This window comes from Sphingomonas taxi (assembly GCF_000764535.1).
GTDB lineage: Bacteria > Pseudomonadota > Alphaproteobacteria > Sphingomonadales > Sphingomonadaceae > Sphingomonas > Sphingomonas taxi.
Genome location: NZ_CP009571.1, coordinates 2,235,533 through 2,256,435, shown reverse-complemented (window position 1 = coordinate 2,256,435; position 20,903 = coordinate 2,235,533). Strand labels below are relative to the sequence as shown.

The following is a 20,903-nucleotide window of genomic DNA, read 5'->3' as shown; positions in this document are numbered from 1 at the left end:
GGCGCTCAGCCGAACGGCAGCAGGGTCTCATATTGCGCGAGGCTCGGCGCGCCGGGTACGCGCGCGCCGTGGCGGAGCAGGAAGGCGTGACGGACGATCTCGCCCTGTTGCTCGATGCCGTAGCGGTGGAGCGGCTGGCCGGGCTTGATCGCATAATCGTAGCGACACCAAGGGTGGCGCGCGAGCGGCAGGAAGATGCCGCGCTGATGCTGCCAGATGTGGACCATCTCGTGGATGAACAGCCCCTGGTCGGTGAGCGCAGCGGCGGCGAAATCGTCGCGCCAGCCCTGCCCCTTGGGGTGGAAGTGAATGCAGCCGCGCGGCGCCATCACCGTGTCGCGCGGCTGGAAGAACGCCCATTTGGTCCGCGACAGGTGCACCGCGTCATAGTCGATCGTGTCGCGGAAGACCGACGCCGCGAGCGCGCGTTCGCCTGCGGTTAGGGGGCGGCGTGCATCCGCCATCAGAAATCCGGTGCCGGCGCGGCCGCGCCCACCGTCATCGCGTCGACGTACAGCCGGCCGCCATTGCCGAAATTGAGCGTCAGCTTGTAGATCTTGCCCGCCTTCGCCTTGGAATTGATGTTGAACAGCATGACGTGGCGGCCGCCCGGAGTGAAGGCGACCTTGGTTTTCGCCGGCACGGCCACTTGGGCGAGCGGCTTCATCGCGGCCATGCCGTTCCGGCCGGTCATGCTCTCGTGCATCTCGGCGCGCACCGCGATGTTGGCGGTGACGTCGATCAGCGTCGCGTCGGACCGCCCGCCGTGCAGCGTGAAATAGGCCGCACCCGGCCGGCCCGGCACCGCCGGCAGGCGGATCCAGGCGTCGTCCACCTCGACCCGGTCGGGTCCGCCGCAGCCGGCCAGTGCAGCGGCGAGCACCAGCATCGTTCCCACTCGCGTCCGGCGCATCGTCGCTCCTCTTCCCGCACATGCGATCATTTCTGTCACAGCCCTATGGTCGCCACCGTCTTGCGGCAAGCGGAACCCCACCTATATCGCCGCCATACACAGGAGCTTTCGCTGCCGTAACGGGGCAAAAGTTCCCTGCGTCCGGCAATGAATTTTGCCATCGTTTCGTATGTGAGGGGCTCAGTAAGCACACATGGCTAAAGTAATCGGTATCGACCTCGGCACGACCAACAGCTGCGTCGCAGTGATGGAGGGCGGCAAGCCCAAGGTGATCGAGAATGCGGAAGGCGCGCGCACCACGCCGTCGATCGTCGCCTTCGCCAAGGACGGCGAGCGGCTGGTCGGCCAGCCGGCGAAGCGTCAGGCCGTCACCAACGGCGACAACACGATCTTCGCGGTGAAGCGCCTGATCGGCCGCCGGTTCGACGATCCGATCACCAAGAAGGACACCGAGCTGGTTCCGTACCACATCGTGCGCGGCCAGAACGGCGACGCCTGGGTGCAGGCCGGCGGCAAGGATTATTCGCCGTCGCAGATCAGCGCCTTCACGCTGCAGAAGATGAAGGAAACCGCCGAGAGCTATCTCGGCGAGACGGTGACGCAGGCGGTCATCACGGTTCCGGCCTATTTCAACGACGCGCAGCGTCAGGCGACCAAGGACGCCGGCCAGATTGCCGGCCTCGAGGTGCTGCGCATCATCAACGAGCCGACCGCGGCGGCGCTCGCTTATGGCCTCGAGAAGCAGGACGGCAAGACGATCGCGGTCTATGATCTCGGCGGCGGCACGTTCGACGTCTCGATCCTCGAGATCGGCGACGGCGTGTTCGAAGTGAAGGCGACCAACGGCGACACCTTCCTCGGCGGTGAGGATTTCGACAACAAGCTGGTCGAATATCTCGCCGAAGGCTTCAAGAAGGACGAGGGCATCGACCTCGCCAAGGACAAGCTGGCGCTCCAGCGTCTGAAGGAAGCCGCCGAGAAGGCGAAGATCGAGCTGTCGTCGGCGGCGTCGACCGAGGTGAACCTGCCGTTCATCACCGCCGACCAGAACGGCCCGAAGCATCTCGTCAAGACGATCAGCCGCGCCGATCTGGAGCGTCTCGTCGACGACCTGATCAAGCGGACGATCGAGCCGATGAAGAAGGCGCTCGCCGATGCCGGCGTGAAGACCGACGACATCAGCGAGGTCGTCCTCGTCGGCGGCATGACGCGCATGCCGAAGGTCCGCGAGGCGGTGAAGAATTTCTTCGGCAAGGAGCCGCACACCGGCGTCAACCCGGACGAGGTCGTCGCGATGGGCGCCGCGATCCAGGCGGGCGTGCTGCAGGGTGACGTCAAGGACGTGCTGCTGCTCGACGTGACGCCGCTGTCGCTCGGCATCGAGACGCTGGGTGGCGTGTTCACCCGGATGATCGACCGCAACACGACGATCCCGACCAAAAAGTCGCAGACCTATTCGACTGCGGACGACAACCAGGGCGCGGTGACGATCCGCGTGTTCCAGGGTGAGCGCGAGATGGCGGCGGACAACAAGCTGCTCGGCCAGTTCGATCTGGTCGGCATCCCGCCGGCGCCGCGCGGCGTGCCGCAGATCGAGGTCACGTTCGACATCGACGCCAACGGCATCGTCAACGTCTCGGCCAAGGACAAGGGCACCGGCAAGGAGCAGCAGATCCGCATTCAGGCATCTGGTGGTCTGTCGGACAACGACATCGAGCAGATGGTCCGCGACGCGGAGAAGTTCGCCGAGGAGGACAAGAAGCGTCGGGCCGGCGCCGAGGCGAAGAACAACGCCGAATCGCTGATCCACACCACCGAGCGCCAGCTCGCCGACAATGGCGACAAGGTCGACGAGGCGCTGAAGGGCGAAATCCAGTCGGCGATCGACGCCGCCAAGGCGGCGGTCGAGACCGGGGATGCCGATCAGATGACCGAGAAGAGCCAGGCGCTCGCGCAGGTCGCGATGAAGCTCGGCCAGGCGATCTACGAGAAGCAGGCCCAGGCCGATGCCTCGCCCGAAGGCGGTGCCGGTGAGGCATCGAAGGACGATGTGGTCGATGCCGAATTCTCGGAAGTCGACGACCACAAGGCGTAACATCCATGATCTCCACCGTCATGCCTGCGGCGGTCCCGGCGAAGCGATGCTTCGCCGGTGGCCTGCGCGCCGGCAGCTCCCGTCATCGGGGAGGCCCCGGCATGCGCCGGGGTGACGGCCGGGGGGCGGCGAGGCGATCATGAGCAGCACAGTCGATTATTACGAATTGCTCGAATGCGAGCGCGGCGCGGACGGCGCGACGATCAAGTCGTCCTATCGCAAGCTCGCGATGAAATATCACCCGGACAAGAATGCCGGGTGCAAGGACAGCGAAGCCAAGTTCAAGGCGGTCAGCGAAGCCTATGAGGTCCTGAAGGACCCCCAGAAGCGCGCGGCCTATGATCGCTACGGTCATGCCGCGTTCCAGAACGGCGGCGGCGGTGGCGGCGCGCAGGACTTCGGCGGCTTCTCCGACATCTTCGAATCGGTGTTCGGCGAGTTCATGGGCGGTGCGCGCGGCGGTGGCCGGGCGCAGCAGCGCCGTGGCGCCGACCTGCGCTACGACATGGAAGTCAGCCTCGAAGAGGCGTTCCATGGCAAGGCGACCGAGATCACCGTCGACGTCTCGGCGCAATGCGACACGTGCCACGGCTCGGGCGCCAAGCCGGGGACGCATGCCTCGACCTGCCGCCAGTGCAACGGCCACGGCAAGGTGCGCGCGCAGCAGGGCTTCTTCGTCGTCGAGCGTGCCTGTCCGGTGTGTCAGGGCGCGGGCGAGATCATCGCCGATCCCTGCCCGGACTGCCGCGGCGAGGGTCGGGTCGAGAAGACCAAGACGCTGAGCGTCAACGTGCCGCCCGGCGTGGACGAAGGCACGCGCATCCGTTTGTCCGGCGAGGGCGAGGCGGGGCCGCGCGGCGCGCCGGCGGGCGACCTGTACATCTTCCTGCACGTCAAGCGGCATCCGATCTTCGAGCGCGAGGGCACGACTTTGTTCGCGCGCGCGCCGATCAGCTTCACGACCGCAGCGCTCGGTGGCGCATTGTCGATCCCCGGGCTCGACGGGCGGACGCACGAGATCAAGATCCCGGCCGGGATCCAGTCGGGCAAGCAACTGCGCCAGCGCGGTGCCGGCATGCCGGTGTTGCAGGGGCGCGGGCAGGGCGATCTCGTCGTGCAGATCGAGGTCGAGACGCCGACCAAATTGTCGGTGCGACAGCGCGAGTTGCTCGAACTGTTTCGCGAGACCGAGACGGGCGACGAATGCCCCGACAGTCAGGGCTTCTTCGCCAAATTGAAGGGCGTATTCGCGGCGGAGTGATTTGGGGCCGAGACGGTCTCCAAGCCCGTCCGTCATGCCGGACGTGATCCGGCATCCCGCTTCCTTCAGCCCTCAAAAGCGTCACCCCGGCGCAAGGCCGGGGTGACGGGTGATGGACTGATGTCGGCTCTGGTCCCACGCCATCTTGCGCCCACGCCGCGGATGCGGATGATGTGCGCGTCATAGATCGGGGGACATGCATGCGCGGACAGGTGTTGGGGGTGGATCAGCGGACCGGCGAGGGGCTGGTCGCCGGCGACGACGGTCGGCGCTATCGCTTCACCCCTGAAGATTGGGCGCAGCGCGGCGAACCGGCGATCGGCCTCCAGGTCGATTTCGAGGCCGAAGGCGATCGTGCGCTCAGCGTCTTTCCGATGCCATCTGCCCGCGGTGTCGCCACGGCGCCGCCGCCGCCCGCATCGCGCGAGCCGGTGACCGACCGCAACAAGATCGTCGCGGCGGTGCTCGCTTTCTTTCTCGGGACGCTCGGTATCCACCGTTTCTATCTGGGGCGGACCGGATCGGGGATCGTGATGCTGGTGATGACGATCACCGTCGTCGGAATGCTCGTCACCGCGCCATGGGCATTCATCGACATGATCCGCTATCTCGTCATGCCCGATCGGGAGTTCGCGGCGCGTTATGCGCGTCGTTGAATCTGCGGCCCCAAGCCGCGCCCTCTCGGCCGATAAGGAAAAGGGGGCGGGCGGGCCGATGGGTCAAAGGGTGGAAATGATCATCCCGACCACCAGCGCCTGAGCCGCGATCGCCAGCACGCTGCTGGCTGCGGTTTCGAACATGCGCATGGAAGGTCTCCGATACCGGAGGAATATCCGGTAAGCGCGAGATGGCGATAATTGCTTGATATCGCAATATTGTTGCTTGCATGCCCAAGTGCGTTTCACGCAACTGCAACATTTGCTTGGGGCCGTCCGGCTTGTCAGGCGGCGGCGCGATAGGTCACACTGCCGTCTTTCCGTCAGGAGATCCGGATGCCTCGTCTATCCTTCGCTGCCGCACTCGCCATTGCCGCACTTACGCTACCTGCCGCCGTCGATGCGCGCGTTGCCGCACCGCGGGTGGGAGCGACGAGCTTCGAGCAATTGTCGCAGCCTTTGCCCTTACCCTATGACGGCAATGCCGATGCCAAGGCAGCGGTCGCCGCGGCCAAGGCGCGTGCGCTCAAAGGGCACAAGAAGCTGCTGATCGATCTCGGCGGCAATTGGTGTCTCGACTGCCGGTTGCTCGCCGGAGTGATGGAGCTGCCGACGATGCGTGGCTTCGTCGCGCGCCATTACGAGGTGGTGACGGTGGATATCGGCCGGTTCGACAAGAACCTCGACATTCCGGCCCGCTACGGGATCAAGGGGCGGCTGGCCGGCGTGCCGGCGCTGCTGATCGTCGATCCCAAGACCGACAAATTGGTCAACGCCGGGCGCGAGACCGCGCTGGCGGATGCGCGCTCGCTGTCGCCACAGGGGCTCGCCGACTGGCTGGCGCAATGGGTGTGAGGTGATGCAATCCTCCCCCGCAAGGGGGAGGACTTTGCCTTACCCGAACACGCGCGCGAAGATCGTGTCGACGTGCTTGAGGTGATAGCCGAGGTCGAACTTCTCCTCGAGCTGCGCCGGCGACAGCGTCGCAGTGACCTCGGGGTCGGCCTTGAGCAATTCGAGCAGCGAGAGCCGGCCGTCCGATTCCCACACCTTCATCGCGTTGCGCTGGACGAGGCGATACGAATCCTCGCGGCTGACGCCCGCCTGGGTGAGCGCAAGCAGCACGCGCTGCGAATGGACGAGCCCGCCCATCTTGTTGAGATTCTTGTCCATCCGCTCGGGGTAGACGAGCAGCTTGTCGATCACGCCGGTCAGGCGCGCCAATGCGAAGTCGAGCGTGATCGTCGCGTCGGGGCCGATATAACGCTCGACCGACGAGTGCGAGATGTCGCGCTCGTGCCACAGCGCGACATTCTCCAGCGCCGGCGTGACATAGCCGCGCACCATCCGCGCGAGGCCGGTGAGGTTCTCGGTCAGCACCGGATTGCGCTTGTGCGGCATCGCCGACGAGCCCTTCTGGCCGGGCGAGAAATATTCCTCCGCCTCGAGCACTTCGGTGCGCTGGAGGTGGCGGACCTCGGTGGCGAGCCGCTCGATCGACGAGGCGATGACGCCCAGCGTGGCGAAGAACATCGCATGGCGGTCGCGCGGGATGACCTGTGTCGAGACCGGCTCGACCGACAGGCCGAGCTTCGCGGCGACATGCTCCTCCACCGACGGATCGATATTGGCGAAGGTGCCGACCGCGCCCGAGATCGCGCAGGTGGCGATATCGGCGCGCGCCGCGATCAGCCGGGTCTTACAGCGGTCGAACTCGGCATAGGCCTGCGCCAGCTTGAGGCCGAAGGTGACCGGCTCGGCGTGGATGCCGTGGCTGCGGCCGATCGTCGGCGTCATCTTGTGCTCGACCGCGCGACGCTTGAGCACCGCAAGCAAGGCGTCGAGGTCGGCGAGCAGGATGTCGGCGGCCCGCGCCAGCTGCACCGCGAGGCAGGTGTCGAGAACGTCCGACGACGTCATGCCCTGGTGCATGAAGCGCGCCTGATCGCCGACATTGTCCGCCACCCAGGTGAGGAAGGCGATGACGTCATGCTTGGTGACCGCCTCGATCGCGTCGATCGCGGGCACGTCGATGGCGGGGTCGGTGCGCCACCACGCCCACAGCGCCTCGGCGGCTTCCTTCGGCACGACGCCGAGATCGGCGAGCGCGTCGGTGGCATGCGCCTCGATCTCGAACCAGATGCGGAAGCGCGCCTCCGGGGTCCAGATCGCGGTCATCTCGGGGCGGGAATAACGGGGGACCATGGTGTTCCTTCGTCCTGACGGGAGCACGGCTCGTCGCGGCCATTTCGGCCCGACTCGCGGATTTCTGCGGCGCAGTAGCAGCGTGCGCGGTCCGGGACAAACCTCCCGATCCGGAACCATTGTATCGGCGGAATCATTTCCCACATCAAGTATGCGATGCGGTCGGCACAGTCGATCGTCGCATGCTTCATGTAGAACGATGGGAGACAGATAATGCTGAAATATGCTCTTCTCGCCGGAGTGATCACGCTCTCCGCGCCGGCTCTGGCGCAAACGCAGACGAATACTGCACCGACGCAGGCGGCACCGGGACAAACTGTGCCGGGATCGGGATCTGTTGAGGCGCAGCCGCAATCGACGGCGCCAGCGGATACGACGACTGCCGCCGACGGCGCGCAGGCGGCGGCGACGCAGCCCGCAGCGGGTGCCGATCAGGTCGCGACCGTGGTGCAGACCGAATTCCCGACCTATGACGCCAATCAGGACGGCAAGCTCGAAAAGGCGGAATTCGCCAGCTGGATGGTCAAGCTGAAGCAGGCGAGCGATCCCAAGGCGAGCGCCGAAAGCGCCGCGACCAAGAAATGGGTAAGCGCCGCCTTTGCCCAGGCCGACACCGACAAGAGCCAGTCGATCTCGCAACCCGAACTGATCGGCTTCTTGAGCAAGGCGCAATCATAACCGTGCCGCCAGTACCGGCGCGATGACGAGAACGAGGCCGCCGGTGCGAACCGGCGGCCTTTTTCGTCATGCCGGCGAGCGCCTCAGATCAGACCCTGCGCCTTCAGGCTGACATGGCCGTTGACGCCGATGATGATGTGGTCGTGCAACACGATGCCCATCGCCGCGCCGGCGTTGGCGATGGTGCGGGTGATGGCGATGTCGGCGCGGCTGGGGGCGGGGTCGCCCGAGGGATGGTTGTGGACGAGGATGATCGCCGCCGAGCCCAGGTCGATCGCGCGGCGGATCACCTCGCGGACATGGACCGCCGCCTGATCGATCGAGCCCTCGCTCATCACTTCGTCGCGGATCAGTATGTTGCGCGTGTTGAGGTGGAGGACGCGGAACCGCTCGATGCCTCGATGCGCCATGTCGGCGCGCAGATAATCGAGCAGCGCCTGCCAATTGCTCAGGATCGGGCGATCGGTCGCTTCCGCCCGGAGCAACCGGATCGCGATCGCGTGCGCGATCTTGATCGCGGCGGCGGCGGAGGGGCCGACGCCCCTGACGCGGCCGAGCGCCTCGACGTCGGCGGCGAGCAGCCCGCCGATACCGCCGAATTCGCGCAGCAGCGCCTTGGCGATCGGCTTGGTGTCGATCCGCGGGATGGCGAGCATCAGCAGATATTCGATCAGCTCATGGTCGAGCAACGCGTCGCCGCCACCGGCGAGCAGCCGCCCGCGCAGCCGTTCGCGGTGGCCGGCGGTGTCACCCGGCGGGGAAGGGGGAGCGGCCATCGTGGCGGAGGCTATCGTCGGTCCGGCATGGGCGCAATTGCGCGGATGCATCGCCCCCGCCTATGAGGGGCGACGATGGGCGAGGGCGTGGACGAGTTGAACGATGCGCCCGCGCGGCAACGCCGCTTCGCGTCGTGGAGCCGACGGCGGCGGATCGCGCTCGGTGCCGCGCTCGTCGTCCTCGTCGCGCTGATCGGTCTGTGGGTCGAGCGCAAGCCGATCGCCAGCCGGGTCATCGACGGCGAACTCGCCAGGCGCGGCGTCGTCGCGCGCTACGACGTGCGCGATCTGGGGTTCGGGCGGCAGCGGCTGACCAACGTGGTGATCGGCGATCCCCGCGATCCCGATCTCGTCGCCGACTGGCTGGAGACGCGGACGCGGATCGGCTTTGGCGGCGCCAGCCTCGCCGCGGTGCGCGCCGGACACGTGCGGTTGCGCGGGCGGATGATCGACGGACGGCTGTCGCTGGGCGAGATCGACAAATTGATCCCGCCGTCGTCGGGCAAGGCCTTCGCGCTGCCGGCGCTGGATGTCGACATCGCGGATGCACGGATGCGGCTGGAGACGCCGTTCGGCGTCGCGGGGCTGCGGATCGCCGGGCGCGGACGGCTGGACGGCGGCTTTGTCGGCACCGCGGCGGTGGTGAGCGATCGGCTGGCGCAGGGCGGCTGCGGCGCGGACGGGCTGCGCGCGGTGCTCAGGGTGGCGGTGACCGCCGGTGCGCCGCGATTGCGGGGGCCGGTTCAGGTCGCCGCTGGGCGTTGCGCTGGCGTCGACGTGCGGCGCGGCGGGGCGGATATCGACGTGGTGCTGACGCCGGCGCTGGACGGCTGGCGCGGCAGCGCGCGGCTGGCGAGCGGGCCGGTGCGCGGTGCCGGCGCCCGGGTCGCCGGGCTGCGTGGCGACGTGACCTTCGACGGGGCGGCGCAGGCGACCGGCGGGACCGCGGACCTCACCGCCAGCAATGTGGCGATCGCCGGCGCGTCCGCGGGGACGTTGGGGATCGCGGGACGCTATCGGATCGGTGCGGCACAGGCCTTCGCCGGCACCGTCCGCGTCGCCGACGCGCGCATCGCGGCCGATCGGCTGCCGAGCATCGGTGCCGCGACGGGCGCGGGAACACCGGCCGCGCCGCTGATCGCCGCCGTGTCGCAGGCGGTGCGGGGCGCGGCGAACGGGTTCGGCGGGTCGGCGGCGCTGGCGGTCCGGCAGAGCGGCGGCGCGGGGCAGGCGCGCATCACCGCCGCGTCGCTGCAATCGACGAGCGGCGCCCGGCTGCGGATCGCTGGCGGTACGGGGCTGACCTTCGGCTGGCCCGGTACGCGGCTGCGCATCGATACGCGGCTCGCCATGGCCGGCGGGGGGTTGCCCGACGCGCAGGTCGCGCTGGCGCAGGCCCGCGCCGGCGCCCCGATCACCGGTCGCGCGACGATCGCACCCTATGCCGCCGGCGGCGCACGGCTGGCGCTGGCGCCGGTCGTCTTCACCGCGACACCGGGGGGAGCGACGCGGATCGCCACGCGGGTCGCGCTGTCGGGGCCGCTCGGCGACGGGCGGGTCGATGGCCTGGCGCTGCCGGTCGATCTGCGCTGGAACGGGCGCGGGACGCTGGTCGCCAATCCCGCATGTACCCCGGTCGCGATCCAGCGGCTGGCGGTGGCGGGGCTGGTGCTCGATCCGCTGCGCACGACGCTCTGCCCGATCGCCGGCGCGATGGTGACGCTGGCGGATGGACGACTGGCCGGCGGCGCACGGCTGCCGGCGGTGCGACTGGCGGGGCGGCTCGGACAGACGCCGCTGACCGTTGCGGCAAGCGGCGCCCAATTGCGGCTTGGCGATGGCGGCTTCGTGCTCGACAGCGTCGCTGCGCGGCTGGGCAGTCCTGAACGCATCACCCGCATCGATCTCGCGCAACTGACCGGCCGGATCGCCGGCGGCGGCGTCGCCGGCACGTTCGGCGGCGGCGCGGGCCAGATCGCCAACGTGCCGCTGCTGCTCGGCGCGGCGGCAGGCGACTGGTCGCTGCGCGGCGGCGCGCTGCGGCTGACGGCGACGATGACGGTCGACGATGCCGCGCCCGATCCGCGCTTCCGGACGCTGGCGGCGCGCGACGTGACGCTCGACCTCGTCAATGGCGCGATCGCCGCGCGCGGGACGCTCTACGAGCCGACGAAGAACGTGAAGGTCGCCGATGTCGCGATCGGCCATACGCTGGCGAGCGGCCGCGGCACCGCCGATCTGACCGTGCCGGGGATCGCCTTCACCAAGGACTTCCAGCCCGAATTGCTCACCCGGCTGACCTTCGGCGTCGTCGCCGACGTCCGCGGCAGCGTCACCGGCGATGGCCATATCGCGTGGAGCCCCGACGGCGTCGGCTCGACCGGCACGTTCGCGACGAAGGACACCGATCTCGCTGCCGCCTTTGGCCCGGTCACCGGGATCAGCACGACGCTGCGCTTCACCGATCTGCTCGGGCTGGCGAGCGCACCGGCGCAGGTGGCGACGATCAAGACGGTCAATCCCGGCATCGCGGTGACCGACGGCACGATCGTCTATCAATTGCTCCCCGATCTGCGCGTGCGGATCGACAGCGGCCGCTGGCCATTCGCGGGCGGCACGATGACGCTGCTGCCGACGACGCTCGACTTCACCGAGGCCGCGGCGCGGCGGATGACCTTCCGCATCGACGGCGCGGCGGCGGACCAGTTCCTCGAACAGTTCGACTTCAAGAACCTGTCCGCGACCGGCGTCTTCGATGGCGAACTGCCGATGATCTTCGACGTGCAGGGCGGCCGGATCGAGGGCGGGCGGCTTGCGGTGCGGCAGGGCGGCGGCAGCCTCGCCTATGTTGGCGACCTGTCGCAGAAGGATCTGGGGCTGTGGGGCAATATCGCCTTCCAGGCGCTCAAATCGCTGCGCTATCGCAATCTGACGATCGGCATGAACGGGCCGCTCGCCGGCGAGATGGTGACCGAGGTGCGCTTCGCCGGCGTGACGCAGGGGCAGGGGGCGAAGAGCAACTTCCTCGTCCGCCGGCTGCAGCGGCTGCCGTTCGTGTTCAACATCCGGATCAAGGCGCCCTTCCGCGGGCTGCTCGATTCGGCGCAGTCCTTCTACGACCCCAGCCGGCTGATCCAGCGCAACCTGCCCGCGCTGCTCGAACGGCAGCAGCAGAAGCGCCAGAGCGCCCCCATTCAGCCCCCCGCAAGCGGACTCGTGCCATGACCGAAACAGGATTGAAGATGGAGCAGCGAATCACGACCTTGAGACGCATGACGGGGCTGGCCGGGATCGGTCTGGCGGCGACGACGCTTGGTGGCTGCATCAACGTCTCGGCGCCCGACAAGCCGATCGAGATCAACCTCAACATCAGCGTCACGCAGGAGGTCGTCTATCGTCTCGATGGCGAGGCGAAGTCGCTGATCCAGCAGAATCCGGGGATATTCTGATATGAAGACGAAGCTTTTGATCGTTGCCGGTGCGGTGGCCCTGCTGGGGCTGTCGACGATGGCGATGGCGCAGCGCGACCCGGCCTATGCCGCCGCGCGCGAGGCGAAGCAGGTCGGCGAACAGCCCGACGGCTATCTCGGCGTGGTGAGCGGCGGCGCGTCGGTGCAGGCGCTGGTCCGCGACATCAACATCAAGCGCAAGGCCGCCTATACCGCCAGCGCGCAGGCGAGCGGCGCGACGGTGGAGCAATTCGCCTTCACCAGCGGCTGCAATCTGGTGGCGAAGGTCGGCCAGGGCGAGATGTACAAGACGCCGTCCGGCCAGTGGAAGGAAAACACCGGCACCCCCGAACTCGACCCACGCTGCAAGTAAGGTAAGTCCTCCCCCTGGCGGGGAGGACTTATGCCTCGCCAAACCCATCGGGGAACCAGACGGTTGACACCCCGGCACCCCCCACCTAAACGGGCCACGCCTTGGCGGGATCGCTCGCCCCGCGCGTTTTCTCCCCCGGCTGGCATTAACAGGCGAGGGTATGCGCGTGGCGGAAGACGAGACCGGGCGAGACTTCACCAGCGCGGACGATCCGCGGCTTTCCGCGCTCGACGAGCGGCTGAAGGAAGCCCGGCATGCCGAAGCGTTGCGGACGGGGCAGGGGGCGCCGACGGCCGATGCGGGATATTCGCTCGGCAATCGCGTGCTCGCGGCCCTGATCGGAAGCCTCGTCGGCAGTGCGCTGATCGGCTGGTGTATCGACCGCTGGTTTGGCACGACCCCATGGGCGCTGATCGTGATGCTGTTCCTCGGAATCGCCGTCGCGTTCAGGCAGATCATTCGGATTGCAGGCGAACGCCCGGAATAACCGGGCGTTTGTCGTATTAGGGAGCGAACGGGCCAAGTGGCGGCAGAATCGGGCAGCAAGATCGATCCGATGCACCAGTTCCTGATCGAACCTTTGTTCGGTCGGCATTGGGTCGTCGCGGGATACGACATCTCGTTCACCAACTCGGCGTTGTGGATGGTGATCACGCTCGCCAGCCTGTGGCTGTTCATGCTGGGCGGAATGAAGCGCGAGCTCGTCCCCGGCCGCTGGCAGGCCGCGGTCGAGGGCTTCACCGGCTTCGTCTCGAACATGCTGACGTCGAATATCGGGCCGCAGGGCAAGCGTTTCGTCCCCTACGTCTTCTCGTTGTTCATGTTCATCCTCTTCGCCAACATCTGGGGCCTGACCCCGGTCGGCATCGTGCCGGGCTGGCATCCGTTCACCATCACCAGCCACCTCACCGTCACCGGTGTGCTTGCGGTGATCAGCTTCGCGATCGTGTTGATCGTCGGCTTCGGCAAGCACGGCTTCCACTTTTTCAGCCTGTTCGTGCCGCACGGCACGCCGAAGCTGATGATCCCGCTGATCTTCGTCGTCGAGCTGATGAGCTTCCTGGTGCGCCCCTTCTCGCTGGGTCTGCGACTGTTCGTCGCGATGACCGCGGGGCATATCCTGCTCAAGGTGCTCGCCGCGTTCGTCATCAGCGGTCTCAACCTCGGCGCCGGCTATGGCCTGCTGATCTCGCTGCCCAGCTTCCTGCTGATGATCGGCATCACGCTGCTCGAGCTGCTGGTCGCCGCCATCCAGGCGTATGTCTTTGCGCTGCTGACTAGCGTCTATCTCAACGACGCCGTCAACCTGCACTGAGTTTTTCGTTCCAACCTTTAGATTTGATACGGGAGTTTTGACATGGACGCAGAAGCCGCCAAGATGATCGGTGCCGGTCTGGCCGCGATCGGCATGGGTCTCGCCTCGCTCGGCGTGGGCAACGTGTTCGCCAAGTTCCTCGAGGGTGCGCTGCGCAACCCGGGTGCCGCGGACAGCCAGCAGGGCCGTCTGTTCATCGGTTTCGCGGGCGCCGAGCTGCTCGGCCTGCTCGCCTTCGTGACGATGATCATCCTGCTCTTCGTCGCCTAACATCGAACCTGTCCGCCGGGCGTCCGCGCCCGGCGGTTTTCGAGGTCGCGCAAAAGGTCTTCAATGCCTCAGATTTCGCAGATCGCCGCCACCTACGCCTCGCAGATCTTCTGGCTGCTCGTCACCTTCGGCATCCTGTACTTCGGGATCGGCAAGATGATGGTGCCACGGGTCATCGCGACCGTGGACGCGCGTGAAGGCCAGATCGCGGCCGACCTTGCCGCGGCCGAACAGGCCCGTCTCGCCGCCGACCAGGTCGAGGCGGCATGGCGCCTGAAGATGGACGAGGCGCGCGCCGCGGCGCTCGCCGAGACCAGCGCCGCCAAGGCGCAGGCCGCCAAGGCGGCCGAAAGCCAGATCCGGTCCGCCGATGCGGAACTCGCCGAGCGACTCGCGCATCACGACCTCGCTGTCGGCAATGCCAAGGCGCAGGCGATGCTCAACCTCCAGTCGGTCGCGGCGGATGTCGCGCAGGAGCTGGTCGCCAAGGTTTCGGGTCTGACCGTCAGCATCGATGCCGCCGCGGATGCGGTGCGCCGGAGCAATGCGCATGGCTAATTCCGCCAGCAATCTCGTCGCCGCCAATCTGTCCGACGCGGCATCCGCCGAAGCGATGCAGCCGCAGAACGTCCGCGACGGCAGCCAGTTGACCGCCAACGTTTCCGAACCGGGCGCGGAGCATGCCGTCGAGGCGACTGCGCTGGGCTTCAACACCACCGGCTGGGTCGGCATCGCCGCGCTCGTCGTGCTGATCGGCATGCTGGTCGTGAAGGTCCCGGCGAAGATCGCCGCCAGTCTCGACAAGCAGATCGCCGCGGTCCGCCAGCAGCTCGACGAGGCCAAGACGCTGCGTGCCGAGGCCGAGGTGCTGCGCAACGAATATGCGGCCAAGGCCAAGGCGGCCGAGGCGGATGCGGTGACCATGCGTCATCACGCGCAGCAGGAAGCCAATCAGATCATCGCCAAGGCGAAGCATGATGCGGAGGAGCTGATGGCCCGCCGCACCAAGCGCGCCGAAGACAAGATCGCCGCCGCCGAGCGGACCGCGATTGCCGAGGTCCGCGCTCTGGCTGCGGAGACGGCATCGAAGGCGGCGGCGGTGCTGATCGCCGAGCAGCTCGACGCGCAGGCCGACCGCGCGATGATCGATCGCTCGATCGCCGGGCTCAGCCGGGTGAACTAAACAAAAGCCCTCCCCGTTCGCGGGGAGGGGGACCTCCCGCGCCAGCGGATGGTGGAGGGGGCTCCCCACGCACGGAGCGTTTGTGGAAATCCCCCTCCGTCAGCGCTGACGCGCTGCCACCTCCCCGTGCCGGGGAGGATCTACACTTTCGACGCGCGTCTCTTCCCGGGTTTCCGGCGCCGTCCTGCATCCACGAGCCCGTACAGGAGTAACATCCATGTCGTGGCTCATCCTGGGCGTCGCCGTGTTCACCGAAATCTGCTGGGCGCTCAGCCTGAAATGGGCGGCGACGCTCGCGACGTGGCAAGCGTCGAGCGTTCCGATCATTTTGTCCTTCGTCAACATGGGGCTGCTTGCGCTCGCGATGCGCGGCCTGCCCGCCGGTACGGCCTATGCGGTGTGGACCGGCTGCGGCGCGGTCGGCGTCATCATCGGCGGCGTGCTGCTGTTCGACGACAAGGTCGGCATGGTGCAGGCGTGTTTCATGGCATTGACCGTGATCGGCATCGTCGGCACCAAGATGTTCGCGCAGGCCTGACCCTTTCGCACCAGCGCGGGGCTGCTACAACGGGGTACGGCGCGCCCTTGCGCGGCCGGATCGAGGTGGCCCGATGTCGATGCTTCTGTTCGCCGCGCTGATGCTGGCGCAATCCTCGCAGGCTGCGCAGGCGGCGGACAAATTCGCGCTCGACCTGCCGGTCGACGAGACGGTGACCGCGCCGGCGGCGCCTGCCGCGCCGGTCGCACCCGTTGCTGCGGCGACCCCGGCCGCCCCGGCGGCGGGCGGCTATTCGCTCGATACGCCGATCGCGGACCTGATCGCCGAGCCGCGCGCGAAGGCGATCCTCGATCGCGACGTGCCGGGGATGAGCGACGACCCCAATCTTCCGAAGTTCCAGTCGCTGTCGCTGCGCAAGCTCGCACCGCTCAGCGGCGGGCAGATGACGCCGGCGCTGCTCGCGAAGGTGGCGGCGGATCTGGCGGCGATCGAGGAGCCGTCGGCGCCGGCCAAAAAAGTCCAGAGCCGCCGCGCGCTGCCATCGGGGCGGTAACCGCCGTTCCTTGCATTCGCGGGGGAGGAATTACCCGCGTCGTCGCAAGCCTCTAGCCCCGCACCGCCGCGACTCCTACATGCCGCTCATGTCCGGTTACGGTCCTCCCGATCGATTCAACGAAGAACGCGCCACCTTCACCGTCCGCGGATCCGATACGCCGGATCTCGACGCGGGGATCGCCGCGATCCGCAACGTCCTCGCCACGCTGCCGAGCCGCTCCGGCGTGTATCGCATGCACGATGCCAAGGGCGACGTCCTCTATGTCGGCAAGGCGCGCTCGCTCAAGCAGCGCGTCGCCAATTACACGCAGGTCAAGGGGCTGACCAAGCGGCTGCAGCGGATGATCGCGCAGACGCGGTCGATGACGATCGTCACCACCAACAACGAGGCGGAGGCGCTGCTGCTCGAGGCGCAGCTCATCAAACGCTATCGTCCCGCCTACAACGTGCTGCTGCGCGACGATAAGTCGTTCCCGTTCATCCTGCTGCGCGGCGATCACGATTTTCCGCGCGTCCAGAAGCATCGCGGCGCGCGCCGCGCGCCGGGCAATTACTACGGCCCCTTCGCCAGCGCGGGCAGCGTCAACAACACGCTCAACGCCTTGCAGAAACTGTTCTTGTTGCGCTCCTGCACCGACGGCTTCTTCAAGACGCGCGACCGGCCGTGCCTGCTCTACCAGATCAAGCGCTGCTCGGCGCCGTGCGTCGGCCGCGTCGGCAAGGACGAATATCAGGAGCTGGTCGACGATTGCCGCGACTTCCTCGCCGGCAAGTCGACCAAGGTGCAGGCCAAGCTCGGTGCGCAAATGCAGGCCGCCGCGGAGAACATGGATTTCGAGCTGGCCGCGCTGATCCGCGACCGGCTGAAGGCGCTCACCTTCGTCCAGGGATCGCAGGCGATCAACGCCGAGGGGGTCGGGGACGCCGACGTCTTCGCGCTCGCCTGCCGCGACGGGACGATGGGCATCCAGGCGTTCTTCATCCGCGGCGGCCAGAATTGGGGGCATCGCAGCTTCTTCCCGCAGCATACCAACGAGGTGCCCGAGGACGAGGTGCTGGCGAGCTTCCTCACCCAATTCTACGAGGAGGTGCCGCCGCCCAAGACGATCCTGCTCGACCGCGATCTGACCGAGGGTGCGTTGCTCGGCGAGGCGCTCGGCGAGCGTGCGGGCTACAAGGTCGCGCTGTCGGTGCCGCAGCGCGGCGACCGGCGGCGGCTGATGGATCAGGCCAAGCGCAACGCGATCGAGGCGCTCGAACGGCGGCTGGCGGAGAGCACGACGCAGGCGCGGCTGCTGCGCGAGGTGGCGGACCTGTTCGACCTGCCCGAGCCGCCCGACCGGATCGAGGTCTACGACAACAGCCATATCCAGGGGACGAACGCGCTGGGTGCGATGGTCGTCGCCGGGCCGGAGGGCTTCCGTAAGGGCCAGTATCGCAAGTTCAACATCAAGGGTAACGAGGCGGCGACCGACAGCGACGTCGGCATGATGCGCGAGGTGTTCCGCCGCCGCTTCGCGCGCCAGCTCGACGAGGCCCCCGATCGCGACGACGGCACGTGGCCCGATCTGGTGCTGATCGACGGCGGCAAACCACAGCTCCATGCCGCCAAGGCGGTGCTCGAGGATCTCGGCATCGAAGACGTGTGCATGGTCGGCGTCGCCAAGGGGCCGCATCACGGCCGCGACGGGCGCGAGGTGTTCCACATGCTCGACGGGCGCGAGTTCCAGTTGCCGGTCAACGCGCCGGTGCTCTTCTACCTCCAGCGCCTGCGCGACGAGGTTCACCGGTTCGCGATCGGCGCGCATCGCGACAAGCGCTCGAAGGCGATCGGTGCGAGCCCGCTCGACGAGGTGCCGGGCATCGGCCCCGCGCGCAAGAAGGCGCTGCTGATGCATTTCGGCACCGGCCGCGCGGTGCGCAACGCCAGCCTCGAGGATCTCAAGAAGGCGCCGGGCGTGTCGGCGGGCGTCGCGCAGCAGGTGTACGACTTCTACCACGCACGGTGATGGCCCTACCAATTGTTCATGTCCCTGCCGTATGGCCGGGCCATGGTGACCCGCGTCTTCCTCACGATCGACACCGAATTCGCCTGGCGGCATCACGCCGCCGGGCTCGACGTCGAGACGATCTATGCGCGGTCGATCGAACCCGCCGGGGTGGGGCTGAGCTATCAGCTCGATCTGCTCGCCGAGCACGGGCTGAAGGCATGTTTCTTCGTCGATCCGATGCCGGCGCTGATCTTCGGCCTCGCGCCGGTCAAGCGGATGGTCGATACCATTCTCGCGGCGGGGCAGGAGGTGCAGCTTCATCTCCATCCAAATTGGACCGCGGCGCGGGTCGGCGATCGTGGCGCGCATTACGCCCGCTTCCAGCTTCACGAATATACGTTGGCCGAGCAGCGCGACCTGCTGCGCGGCGCGGTCGAACTGCTGGTCGCCGCCGGCGCGCCGGCGCCGATCGCGTTTCGCGCCGGCGGCTATGCGGCGAACGAGGATACACTGATCGCGCTCGCCGAGCTCGGTTTCGCTTATGACAGCAGCCACAATGGCGCCGAGGCGGCGGAAAGCCGGATCGCGCTGCCGCCCGCGCAGATCGCGCCGATCGACCATCATCTGATCGAGGTGCCGGTGACGGTGATCGAGGATGCGCCGGGCATGTGGCGCACCTTCCAATTATGCGCGCTGTCGGGGGCGGAGACCGCGGCGGCGCTGGATCACGCCGCGGCGGAGGGCCATGCCGCAGTGACGATCGTCAGCCATGGCTTCGAGCTCGCCAACCGGCTCGGCACGCGCGCCAATGGCGTGCACGTCCGGCGTTTCGATACCTTGTGCCGGCTGCTGGCATTGCGCACCGACGCGCTGCCGACGGCGCATTTCACCGACCGTCCCGCGCTGGCGCTGGGGCAGGACGATCGCCCGCTCGGCGCCAATGCGCTCCGCCGGCGGTTGCGGCAGGCCGAGCAACTGTGGTCGAATTGGGTCGCGGAACGCGGCGTATGACGGTGGTGGCGCTCAAGTTCCAGATCGGGGCGCGGACCGTGGCAGCGGTGCGGCGACGGCTGGTGCGGGTGGCGCTGTCGCTCGACGAGGTGCTGGCGGGGCAGGTGCCGATGCTGCCGGAGACCGATGGCGACGGCTATCTGATCACCTCGTTGCCTGCATCGCTCGCCGCGGCGGTGGAGCGTGGCGGCCGTGTCGCGACGGTGCGCCAGCGCTATACGCGTTTCTATACCGATCTGGGCATCGGCCATGCGGCGTGGCTCGCGGGCCTGTCGGGCTCGGCGCGGTCGACGCTGAAGCGCAAGACGCGGAAGATCGAGGCGGCGGGGCTGGAGATTCACGCCTATCGAACCGCGGCAGAGTTCGCCGCTTTCTACCCGCTGGCGCGGGCCGTGTCGGCGACGACCTATCAGGAACGCCTGCTCGACGCCGGCCTGCCCGAGGATCCGGCGGCGGTGGCGCATCTGTCGGCGCTGGCGGCGGCGGACGGGCTGCGTGCGTGGCTGCTGCTGATCGGCGGGGTGCCGGCGGCCTATCTGTGTTGTACCGCGCAGGGGTCTGCGTTGCGTTACGATCATGTCGGCCATGATCCGGCGTGGGGCGAGCTGTCGCCCGGTACGGTGCTGCATGCGGCGGCGATGCGCGATCTGTTCGACGACCGGTTCGCGCGCTTCGACTTCACCGAGGGTGAGGGCCAGCACAAGCGGCAATTCGCCACGGACGGTGTGCCTTGCGTCGACCTGTTGCTGCTGCGTCCGACGCTGGCGAACCGGACGACGCTGGCGGCGCTGGCGGGGTTCGATGGAGCAATGGCGTGGGCGAAACGGGCGGCGCGGCATCCGCGGGTGGCGGCGCTAGCGAAGCGAGTGCGGCGGTAGCGTGCCGCCCGTCCTGCCTCTGGCGGGAAAGGGCCGCGGGGCTATATCCCCTTGATGCATCTGCGTGCCGAAGCCATCGTTCTCGCGATCCGCGCGCACGGCGAGCACGGCGCGGTGGTGCGCGCGCTGACCCGCTGCGACGGCGTCCAGCCGGGCTATGTCCGCGGCGGCCGGTCGCGGCATCTGCGCCCCGTGTTGCAGCCGGCCAATGCGATCGCCGGCGAATGGCGTGCGCGCACCGGCGAACAGCTCGCCGCGCTCACCGTCGAGCCGCTGCACAGCCGCGCCGCGCTGCACGGCGAGCCCTTGCCCGCCGCCGCGCTCGCCTGGGTCACCGCCTTGACCGCCGCGGCGCTGCCCGAGGCGCAGCCCTATCCGCGGCTCTACGACGCGCTCGGCGCGGTGCTCGACGCGGTCGAGGCGGCGCCGGCGGCGCGCGGCTGGGCGACCGCGCTCGTCCGTTACGAATTGCTGCTGCTCGCCGAACTGGGCTTCGGCCTCGATCTCACCGCCTGCGTCGTCACTGGCGGCGAGGAGGATCTCGGCTTCGTCTCGCCACGCAGCGGCGGCGCGGTCAGCCGCGGCGCGGCCTATGGCTATGAGGCGCGGCTGTTCGCGCTGCCCGCCTTCCTCACCGAAAGCGGCGCGGCGGACTGGCCCGATATCCTTGCCGGCCTTGCCATCACCGGCCATTTCCTCGCGCGCGATCTGCTCACCGATCGCCGCGCCGATCCGCTCGTCGCGCGCGAACGGCTGGTCGCGATGCTGAAAAGGGCCGTTGCGTGAAGCCCGGCG

At 68.1% G+C, this 20,903-nt stretch carries 23 protein-coding genes; 19 read left to right on the top strand and 4 right to left on the bottom strand.

From position 1 onward, the window contains the following. Positions 1–5: 5 nt before the first annotated feature. A complete protein-coding gene (locus tag MC45_RS10140) occupies positions 6–464 on the bottom strand; it encodes a hypothetical protein (RefSeq protein ID WP_038662592.1) in 459 nt (152 codons plus the stop codon). After that, positions 464–913: a copper chaperone PCu(A)C gene (locus tag MC45_RS10135; protein WP_052075610.1), complete on the bottom strand. Its 450-nt coding sequence runs from the start codon at positions 911–913 to the stop codon at positions 464–466. Before MC45_RS10135 ends, MC45_RS10140 begins: the two co-directional genes overlap by 1 nt. 193 nt (positions 914–1,106) lie before the next feature. Here MC45_RS10135 and dnaK point away from each other — a divergent pair, with 193 nt between their 5' ends. The 4 genes from dnaK (at position 1,107) to MC45_RS10115 (ending at position 5,780) form a co-directional block, all read left to right on the top strand. Continuing rightward, complete coding sequence (gene dnaK / locus MC45_RS10130; protein ID WP_038662586.1) at positions 1,107–3,008, top strand: molecular chaperone DnaK; 1,902 nt, start codon at positions 1,107–1,109, stop codon at positions 3,006–3,008. A gap of 139 nt (positions 3,009–3,147) precedes the next feature. After that, positions 3,148–4,269 carry a molecular chaperone DnaJ gene (gene dnaJ / locus MC45_RS10125; protein ID WP_038662583.1) on the top strand — a complete coding sequence of 374 codons (1,122 nt, stop codon included), beginning with the start codon at positions 3,148–3,150 and terminating at the stop codon, positions 4,267–4,269. A gap of 200 nt (positions 4,270–4,469) precedes the next feature. After that, on the top strand, positions 4,470–4,925 hold the full coding sequence (locus MC45_RS10120) for a TM2 domain-containing protein (protein WP_038662581.1): 456 nt from the start codon (positions 4,470–4,472) through the stop codon (positions 4,923–4,925). A gap of 336 nt (positions 4,926–5,261) precedes the next feature. Then, the gene (locus MC45_RS10115; RefSeq protein ID WP_038662578.1) at positions 5,262–5,780 is read left to right on the top strand and encodes a thioredoxin family protein; all 519 of its coding nucleotides are present in this window, start codon (positions 5,262–5,264) and stop codon (positions 5,778–5,780) included. A gap of 39 nt (positions 5,781–5,819) precedes the next feature. Here MC45_RS10115 and purB read toward each other — a convergent pair whose 3' ends face one another. Beyond that, positions 5,820–7,130, bottom strand: a complete 1,311-nt coding sequence (gene purB, locus MC45_RS10110; protein ID WP_038662576.1) for an adenylosuccinate lyase — start codon at positions 7,128–7,130, stop codon at positions 5,820–5,822. 213 nt (positions 7,131–7,343) lie between these two features. Between purB and MC45_RS10105 the strand changes: the two genes are divergently transcribed. Next, positions 7,344–7,808 carry an EF-hand domain-containing protein gene (locus MC45_RS10105; protein ID WP_038662573.1) on the top strand — a complete coding sequence of 155 codons (465 nt, stop codon included), beginning with the start codon at positions 7,344–7,346 and terminating at the stop codon, positions 7,806–7,808. Between the two features lie 83 nt (positions 7,809–7,891). On the opposite strand, the gene radC is transcribed toward MC45_RS10105, so the two are convergent. Beyond that, complete coding sequence (gene radC, locus MC45_RS10100) at positions 7,892–8,584, bottom strand: RadC family protein (protein WP_038667099.1); 693 nt, start codon at positions 8,582–8,584, stop codon at positions 7,892–7,894. An 87-nt stretch (positions 8,585–8,671) separates the two neighbouring features. Between radC and MC45_RS10095 the strand changes: the two genes are divergently transcribed. The 14 genes from MC45_RS10095 to recO all read left to right on the top strand — a co-directional run bounded on the left by MC45_RS10095 (position 8,672) and on the right by recO (position 20,894). Next, a complete protein-coding gene (locus MC45_RS10095) occupies positions 8,672–11,809 on the top strand; it encodes an intermembrane phospholipid transport YdbH family protein (RefSeq protein ID WP_245640701.1) in 3,138 nt (1,045 codons plus the stop codon). A gap of 47 nt (positions 11,810–11,856) precedes the next feature. Then, entirely contained in the window at positions 11,857–12,033 is a 177-nt protein-coding gene (locus MC45_RS18605; RefSeq protein ID WP_171009435.1) for a YnbE family lipoprotein, read from the top strand. Position 12,034: 1 nt separating this feature from the next. Further along, complete coding sequence (locus tag MC45_RS10090; RefSeq protein ID WP_038662568.1) at positions 12,035–12,406, top strand: YdbL family probable chaperone protein; 372 nt, start codon at positions 12,035–12,037, stop codon at positions 12,404–12,406. Between the two features lie 160 nt (positions 12,407–12,566). Next, positions 12,567–12,893 carry an AtpZ/AtpI family protein gene (locus tag MC45_RS10085; RefSeq protein ID WP_038662565.1) on the top strand — a complete coding sequence of 109 codons (327 nt, stop codon included), beginning with the start codon at positions 12,567–12,569 and terminating at the stop codon, positions 12,891–12,893. 36 nt (positions 12,894–12,929) lie between these two features. Then, positions 12,930–13,721 carry a F0F1 ATP synthase subunit A gene (locus tag MC45_RS10080; RefSeq protein ID WP_038662562.1) on the top strand — a complete coding sequence of 264 codons (792 nt, stop codon included), beginning with the start codon at positions 12,930–12,932 and terminating at the stop codon, positions 13,719–13,721. A 42-nt stretch (positions 13,722–13,763) separates the two neighbouring features. Next, the gene (locus MC45_RS10075; RefSeq protein ID WP_038662560.1) at positions 13,764–13,991 is read left to right on the top strand and encodes a F0F1 ATP synthase subunit C; all 228 of its coding nucleotides are present in this window, start codon (positions 13,764–13,766) and stop codon (positions 13,989–13,991) included. A gap of 63 nt (positions 13,992–14,054) precedes the next feature. Further along, positions 14,055–14,549: a F0F1 ATP synthase subunit B family protein gene (locus MC45_RS10070; protein ID WP_038662557.1), complete on the top strand. Its 495-nt coding sequence runs from the start codon at positions 14,055–14,057 to the stop codon at positions 14,547–14,549. After that, positions 14,542–15,174, top strand: a complete 633-nt coding sequence (locus tag MC45_RS10065; RefSeq protein ID WP_038662554.1) for a F0F1 ATP synthase subunit B family protein — start codon at positions 14,542–14,544, stop codon at positions 15,172–15,174. Before MC45_RS10070 ends, MC45_RS10065 begins: the two co-directional genes overlap by 8 nt. Before the next feature lie 217 nt (positions 15,175–15,391). After that, positions 15,392–15,712, top strand: coding sequence for a DMT family transporter (locus tag MC45_RS10060; protein ID WP_038662551.1), 321 nt, complete (start codon positions 15,392–15,394; stop codon positions 15,710–15,712). Between the two features lie 73 nt (positions 15,713–15,785). Continuing rightward, positions 15,786–16,226, top strand: coding sequence for a hypothetical protein (locus MC45_RS10055; RefSeq protein WP_038662548.1), 441 nt, complete (start codon positions 15,786–15,788; stop codon positions 16,224–16,226). A gap of 88 nt (positions 16,227–16,314) precedes the next feature. Further along, complete coding sequence (gene uvrC, locus MC45_RS10050; RefSeq protein ID WP_038662545.1) at positions 16,315–18,237, top strand: excinuclease ABC subunit UvrC; 1,923 nt, start codon at positions 16,315–16,317, stop codon at positions 18,235–18,237. Between the two features lie 42 nt (positions 18,238–18,279). Then, a complete protein-coding gene (locus tag MC45_RS10045) occupies positions 18,280–19,230 on the top strand; it encodes a polysaccharide deacetylase family protein (RefSeq protein WP_038662542.1) in 951 nt (316 codons plus the stop codon). Next, the gene (locus MC45_RS10040) at positions 19,227–20,108 is read left to right on the top strand and encodes a GNAT family N-acetyltransferase (RefSeq protein ID WP_038662540.1); all 882 of its coding nucleotides are present in this window, start codon (positions 19,227–19,229) and stop codon (positions 20,106–20,108) included. Before MC45_RS10045 ends, MC45_RS10040 begins: the two co-directional genes overlap by 4 nt. A 54-nt stretch (positions 20,109–20,162) precedes the next feature. After that, positions 20,163–20,894, top strand: coding sequence for a DNA repair protein RecO (gene recO, locus MC45_RS10035; protein ID WP_038662538.1), 732 nt, complete (start codon positions 20,163–20,165; stop codon positions 20,892–20,894). Positions 20,895–20,903: the final 9 nt, after the last annotated feature.

Excerpts from the sequence above, each read along its gene's own strand:
- MC45_RS10105 (WP_038662573.1), top strand. The coding sequence starts at position 7,344 with ATGCTGAAATATGCTCTTCTCGCCGGAGTGATCACGCTCTCCGCGCCG.
- purB (WP_038662576.1), bottom strand. The coding sequence starts at position 7,130 with ATGGTCCCCCGTTATTCCCGCCCCGAGATGACCGCGATCTGGACCCCG.
- MC45_RS10140 (WP_038662592.1), bottom strand. The coding sequence starts at position 464 with ATGGCGGATGCACGCCGCCCCCTAACCGCAGGCGAACGCGCGCTCGCG.
- MC45_RS10075 (WP_038662560.1), top strand. The coding sequence starts at position 13,764 with ATGGACGCAGAAGCCGCCAAGATGATCGGTGCCGGTCTGGCCGCGATC.
- MC45_RS10120 (WP_038662581.1), top strand. The coding sequence starts at position 4,470 with ATGCGCGGACAGGTGTTGGGGGTGGATCAGCGGACCGGCGAGGGGCTG.
- radC (WP_038667099.1), bottom strand. The coding sequence starts at position 8,584 with ATGGCCGCTCCCCCTTCCCCGCCGGGTGACACCGCCGGCCACCGCGAA.
- dnaJ (WP_038662583.1), top strand. The coding sequence starts at position 3,148 with ATGAGCAGCACAGTCGATTATTACGAATTGCTCGAATGCGAGCGCGGC.
- MC45_RS10115 (WP_038662578.1), top strand. The coding sequence starts at position 5,262 with ATGCCTCGTCTATCCTTCGCTGCCGCACTCGCCATTGCCGCACTTACG.
- MC45_RS10045 (WP_038662542.1), top strand. The coding sequence starts at position 18,280 with ATGGTGACCCGCGTCTTCCTCACGATCGACACCGAATTCGCCTGGCGG.
- MC45_RS10040 (WP_038662540.1), top strand. The coding sequence starts at position 19,227 with ATGACGGTGGTGGCGCTCAAGTTCCAGATCGGGGCGCGGACCGTGGCA.
- MC45_RS10065 (WP_038662554.1), top strand. The coding sequence starts at position 14,542 with ATGGCTAATTCCGCCAGCAATCTCGTCGCCGCCAATCTGTCCGACGCG.
- MC45_RS10070 (WP_038662557.1), top strand. The coding sequence starts at position 14,055 with ATGCCTCAGATTTCGCAGATCGCCGCCACCTACGCCTCGCAGATCTTC.
- MC45_RS18605 (WP_171009435.1), top strand. The coding sequence starts at position 11,857 with ATGACGGGGCTGGCCGGGATCGGTCTGGCGGCGACGACGCTTGGTGGC.
- MC45_RS10135 (WP_052075610.1), bottom strand. The coding sequence starts at position 913 with ATGCGCCGGACGCGAGTGGGAACGATGCTGGTGCTCGCCGCTGCACTG.
- dnaK (WP_038662586.1), top strand. The coding sequence starts at position 1,107 with ATGGCTAAAGTAATCGGTATCGACCTCGGCACGACCAACAGCTGCGTC.
- MC45_RS10060 (WP_038662551.1), top strand. The coding sequence starts at position 15,392 with ATGTCGTGGCTCATCCTGGGCGTCGCCGTGTTCACCGAAATCTGCTGG.
- MC45_RS10055 (WP_038662548.1), top strand. The coding sequence starts at position 15,786 with ATGTCGATGCTTCTGTTCGCCGCGCTGATGCTGGCGCAATCCTCGCAG.
- recO (WP_038662538.1), top strand. The coding sequence starts at position 20,163 with ATGCATCTGCGTGCCGAAGCCATCGTTCTCGCGATCCGCGCGCACGGC.
- uvrC (WP_038662545.1), top strand. The coding sequence starts at position 16,315 with ATGTCCGGTTACGGTCCTCCCGATCGATTCAACGAAGAACGCGCCACC.
- MC45_RS10090 (WP_038662568.1), top strand. The coding sequence starts at position 12,035 with ATGAAGACGAAGCTTTTGATCGTTGCCGGTGCGGTGGCCCTGCTGGGG.
- MC45_RS10085 (WP_038662565.1), top strand. The coding sequence starts at position 12,567 with ATGCGCGTGGCGGAAGACGAGACCGGGCGAGACTTCACCAGCGCGGAC.